Raw genomic sequence first — 5,168 nt, forward strand, 5'->3', positions numbered from 1 at the left:
GGGGGGGGGGGGGGGGGGTCTCCTCTCTGGGCCCCCCGCGCGGGGGGGGGCGCGCGCCGGCGCGCGGGCGCGCCCCGCCCCCCGCCCGGCCCCCGCCCGCCGCGGCCCGGCCGCCGGGGACGCTGACCGCGGTGGCGGCGGCGAGGGCGAGGGCCAGCAGGGCCCTGCGTGGTGTGGGTGCGGTCATCGGCATGGCCCCCAAGGGTCGGTGCGGCGGGTCGACTTCCCCACCCTTCCAGTTCCCGCCCGCCGGGCACCGAAGCCCCGGCCCCGTGTCGCGGACGGCGCCGGGCGCCGTGCGGGGGGCCGCGCGCCGGACGCGCGCTCCGGGCGCCGCCGCGGGGGCCCTACGCTGGCCGGGTGGAGCCTCAGCAGTCACTTCAGTCACTCGCGCGCGAGCTCGCCGCCCTGCCGCCCTCCCTCGGCCCGGTGCGGCTGATCGGCATCGACGGGCACGCCGGATCCGGGAAGAGCACCTTCGCCGGACGGCTCGCCGAGGCGCTGGGCGGGGCGCCGGTGCTGCACCTGGACGACGTGGCCACCCACGAGGAGCTGTTCGGCTGGTCCGGGCGGCTGCGCGCGCAGGTGCTGGAGCCGCTCGCCGCCGGGCGGCCGGCCCACTGGGCCCCGTACGACTGGGTGGAGCGCCGCTTCGGCCCGCAGCGGCTGCTGGAGCCGGCGCCGGTGCTGCTGATCGAGGGGGTCGGCGCCGGCCGGCGGGCGCTGCGCCCGCATCTGGCGCGCCTGCTGTGGATGGAGACACCGCGTGCGCAGTCCTGGGGACGCGGACGAAACCGGGACGGGAGTGAACTTTCCGACTTCTGGGACGGATGGGAGCGCGCGGAGCTCGCGCACTTCTCGGATGATCCTTCGCGCCCCTTCGCCGACGCTTTGGTACGCCAGAGCGGTACGGGATACGAGTGGTCTTTCGGGACGGATGCGACCGCCGGAAGGGCCCCTTCCGTGACCGAGGGTGACGACCTCCCCCGGGCCTGAGCCGCTCCCGTACCGCGCTCGAGCGGGCCTGCACCGACCTGCTTGACCTGGGCCCCGCACCGGCCTTACGTTCTGAATGCGCGGTCTTTCCAGGCCGCAGCAGACGCGGAGCCCCCGATTGTTCCCCCGTGATCGGGGGCTTCGTTCTGCCCGGAGGTGTTCCGCAGCGGCTCCGCGCGGGCCCGCTCCCCCCGAAATCTTCACCCTGAGTCACCTCGCGCGGCCCTGGTGCGCCTCCGACCGGTGCCCGCCGCACCCTACGTATGGTGCGTGGCCGCAGGTACGATGCACCCCTGATTTCATCGGCGCAGTGGACAACTCGCGGGCGCGACGCGGGGGTTGCTGTGCACCACGGGGGCAGGCTTGTGGGGGATGTGATGGATTTCGGCACGCCGGGCACGCACGCCCCGGCCGAACTCGCCTGGCTGCGCGGGGTGGACGCCTGCACCATGGGCGCCTATCCGCAGGCCGAGGAGGAGTTCCGGGCGGCCGTACGACTGGATCCCTCGATGGCCGACGCATGGCTGGGCCTGCACGCGCTCCGGGTGGACACCACGAACGCGTTATTGCGCATGTACGCCCACCGCGACCGCTTCGGGGAGCAGCGGGCCCGCCACCGGCGGACGCTGAACTCCTGGTACTGGCTGGGCTGGTGGGTGCAGCCCGTCCTGGAGAGCCGCCGGGACCTGCTGCTGGCCCACGCCTCGCACTGGCTGGACGGCCGGCACGTCCCCGAGCTGGACCAGGCGCTGGCCGCGCTGCCGCCGGTGGACGCCGACGCGCAGGTGCGGTTCCTGCACGCCTGCCGGGCCTACCTGGTCAAGGACTGGGAACAGCTGGTGCGGCACACCGAGCCGCTGGTGGACGATCCGCTGCTGGGCATCGAGGCGGGCCTGTTCGGCGGGATGGCCCGGGTCCGGCTGGAGATGTACGGGCAGGCCGAGCCGATGCTCTCGGCGGCGCTGATGCGCTGCCGCAGCGAGCAGCCGCAGCGCAAGGAGCTGCGGTACTGGCTGGCGCGGGCGCACGAGGGGACGGGGCGCAGCGCGGCGGCGCTGCCGCTGTACCGGGCGGTGCACCGGGTGGACCCGGCGTTCATGGACACGGCGGCCCGGCTGACGGCGATCGAGGACGGCGACTACGTGGACGGGGCCGACGGGTACGCCGGGTACGCCGCGGCCGGTTACGAGGGGTACGCCGGGCACGACCTCTCCCCCGTCGGCGGGGACTTCGCGGCGGTGGCCCTCGGCGGTGGCCCCGTACAGGACGTCGCGGCGGACGGGCAGGCGGAGCCGGACCCGCTGGTCGTACCGGAGCCGGACCCGCGGTTCGGGGCTGCGGGCACGGGCCGGGTGGAAGGCGTGCGCCGCAAGGTGGCGGTGCCGCCGCAGACCGCGCCCGGGGGGCTGCCGGCCGGGCCGGCCGATCCGGCGCTGCTGGCCGAGGCGCTCGCGGAGCTGGAGCGGATGGTGGGCCTGGAGCCGGTGAAACGGCAGGTGAAGGCGCTCTCTGCGCAGTTGCACATGGCGCGGCTGCGGGCCGGGCAGGGGCTGCCGGTGCAGCCGCCCAAACGGCACTTCGTGTTCTCCGGGCCGTCGGGCACGGGCAAGACCACGGTGGCGCGGATCCTGGGCCGGGTCTTCTACGCGCTCGGGCTGCTGGGCGGGGACCATCTGGTGGAGGCCCAACGCGCGGACCTGGTCGGCGAGTTCCTGGGGCAGACCGCCGTCAAGGCGAACGAGCTGATCGATTCGGCGATCGGCGGGGTGCTGTTCGTGGACGAGGCGTACAGCCTGTCCAACACCGGGTACAGCAAGGGCGACGCGTACGGCGACGAGGCGCTCCAGGTGCTGCTGAAGCGGGCGGAGGACAACAGGGACCACCTGGTGGTGATCCTGGCGGGCTACCCGGCCGGGATGGACCGGCTGCTGGCGGCGAACCCGGGGCTGTCCTCGCGGTTCACGACCCGGGTGGACTTCCCCAGTTACCGGCCGCTGGAGCTGACGGCGATCGGCGGGGTGCTGGCGGACGCGAACGGGGACTGCTGGGACGAGGAGGCCCTGGACGAGCTGCGCAGCATCAGCGGGCACGTGGTGGAGCAGGGCTGGATCGACGAGCTGGGCAACGGCCGCTTCCTGCGCACCCTGTACGAGAAGAGCTGTGCGTACCGCGACCTGCGGCTGGCGGGCTTCCCCGGCGACCCCTCCCGGGAGGACCTGGCGACGCTTCGGCTGCCCGACCTGATGCAGGCGTACGGGGAGGTCCTGTCGGGCCGCGGCCCGCCGGGCCCCGACCGACCCGTGCCCCCCCCCCGGTGTCCCCCGCGCGCGCGCGGGGGGGGGCGGCGGCGCGGCCCCAGGCGTCCGGGTTGAGGGCGCTCGGCGGCTGCTTGCCGCCGAGGGCGGTGATCAGCTGGTTGGCGGCGTTCAGGGCCAGGGCGCGCTTGGTCTCGACGGTGAAGTCCGCGATGTGGGCGCTGAGCACGACGTTGTCCAGGGTGAGCAGCGGGCTGTCGTCCGGCAGCGGCTCGTCCTCGTACACGTCGAGGGCGGCGCCGGCGAGGTGGCCGCTGCGCACCGCGCGGACGAGGGCGTCGGTGTCGGTGACCCGGCCGCGGGAGGTGTTCACGAAGTAGGCCCCGGGCTTCATCTGCGCGAAGGTCTTGTCGTTGAACATGTGCGCGGTCTCTTCGTTCATCTCCGGGTGGGCGGTGACGAAGTCGGCCTCGGCGAGGAGGTCTTCCAGTCGCTCCACCTTGATCGCGCCGACTTCGGCCATCTTCTCGGCAGAGACGTACGGGTCGTACGCGAGGACCTTCATCAGGAAGCCGCCGTGCGCGCGCCGGGCGGTCCAGCCGCCGACGTTGCCGAGGCCGACGATGCCCAGGGTCTTGCCGGTGAGTTCGACGCGGTGGCTGCCCAGCCGGCTCTCGCCCCAGGCGGCCTGGTTGCCGTGGCGGTGGATCGCGGCGAGGTTGCGCGTGACCATCAGGAGCAGCCCGAAGAAGTGCTCGGATACGGGCTTGCCGCCCAGGCCCGGGTTGTTGGCGACGACCACGCCGGCTTCGGTGGCGGCTTCGATGTCGATGTTGTCCACGCCGCGGCCGCTGGACAGCACGGCGATCAGGTGGGGGGCGGCCTCAAGGAGTTCCCGGTCGATCCGGGCGGGGTAGCGGGCCACCAGGCCGTGTGCGTCGGAGAGGGCCTCCAGGACGGCCGCCCGGTCGGAGTCGTCCACGCGGCGGACGTCGGCGTGCTGCTCCAGCAGTTCCTCGGCTTCGGCGGCGTACATCGAGCCGACGAGGACTACGTTCGGTCGCATGATGGTGTGCTTCCTGTGGGGCCAGGGGCCGGCGGGGCGCTCCTGGACGCGAATGCGGATCGAAGGATGCGAGGGATGAGTGGGATGCGAGGGATGCGGGAGGTACGCGGGTGCGAGGGCCGCGGTGGCCGGGTCAGGCCGCCACGCTCGCGGCCAGCAGGCTTTCCAGCGGCCTGAGTTCTCCCCCGCGGCTGGCGGCGAGCAGCCGCTCGGTGAGCTCGGCGTGTTCCACGGGCGCGGCCGTGAAGCGGGGCCGGCCCTCGGCGAGCCGGTCGTGGGCACGGCCGTACAGCTTGCGGCAGTACACCTCGCTGATGCCCAGGACGGCGGCGATCTCCCGGTAGCTGTACTCGAAGGCGGTGCGGAGCACGAGGACCGCCCGCTCGGCCGGGCCGAGGCGTTCCAGCAGCCAGGCCACGCCGCGCCGGAGCTCCTCGGCCCGCTCCACGTTCTGGAACGGTTCGGGGGTGGTGGTGACGGTCTGCTCGGGCACCAGGGCGCCGACGTAGGAGACCCGCCGGGTGTGCGCGGACTTGCGGTAGTCGGCGCACAGGTGGGTGACGACGGTGGAGAGGAAGGCCCCGTGGTTCTCGACGTTCTCGACGTTCTGCGCCGTCATCCAGCGCAGCCAGGCCTCGGAGATGATGTCCTCGGCTTCCTCTGCGGAGCCGACGCGTCGGTAGGCCAGCGCCTGCAGGCTCGCCCTGCGGCGGTGGAACTCTTCCTGATCAAGATCGAACAAGGTTTTGCCTCCAGGCCGGCCCGTGGCGCAGCCCATCACTCGGGTCAGCTCAGGTCACTCGGAGCGGTACGGGTCACTCGCGGCAGCCGGTGTCGGTCCGGGCCGGCGC

4 protein-coding genes and 1 pseudogene are annotated in these 5,168 nt (G+C 73.8%); 2 read left to right on the forward strand and 3 right to left on the reverse strand.

Features of this window, described 5'->3' with window-relative positions; genetic code table 11:
- The coding region (locus ACFXA3_RS34840; RefSeq protein WP_385193715.1) for a hypothetical protein at positions 1-193 on the reverse strand (193 nt) is incomplete at its 3' end.
- A 167-nt stretch (positions 194-360) separates the two neighbouring features.
- Here ACFXA3_RS34840 and ACFXA3_RS34845 point away from each other — a divergent pair.
- Entirely contained in the window at positions 361-996 is a 636-nt protein-coding gene (locus ACFXA3_RS34845; RefSeq protein ID WP_385193717.1) for a uridine kinase, read from the forward strand.
- A 377-nt stretch (positions 997-1,373) separates the two neighbouring features.
- Positions 1,374-3,368 (forward strand): AAA family ATPase, encoded by a 1,995-nt coding sequence (locus ACFXA3_RS34850; protein ID WP_385193720.1) that lies wholly within the window; start codon positions 1,374-1,376, stop codon positions 3,366-3,368.
- A 55-nt stretch (positions 3,369-3,423) separates the two neighbouring features.
- On the opposite strand, the pseudogene ACFXA3_RS34855 reads toward ACFXA3_RS34850, so the two are convergent.
- Both ACFXA3_RS34855 and ACFXA3_RS34860 read right to left on the reverse strand, forming a co-directional pair.
- Positions 3,424-4,317, reverse strand: a pseudogene (locus ACFXA3_RS34855) (hydroxyacid dehydrogenase); the annotation flags it as partial.
- A gap of 133 nt (positions 4,318-4,450) precedes the next feature.
- Positions 4,451-5,059 (reverse strand): sigma-70 family RNA polymerase sigma factor, encoded by a 609-nt coding sequence (locus tag ACFXA3_RS34860; protein ID WP_385193723.1) that lies wholly within the window; start codon positions 5,057-5,059, stop codon positions 4,451-4,453.
- Positions 5,060-5,168 lie beyond the last annotated feature (109 nt).

It is taken from the genome of Streptomyces sp. NPDC059456 (assembly GCF_042750055.1).
In the GTDB taxonomy this organism is placed as follows: Bacteria; Actinomycetota; Actinomycetes; order Streptomycetales; family Streptomycetaceae; genus Streptomyces.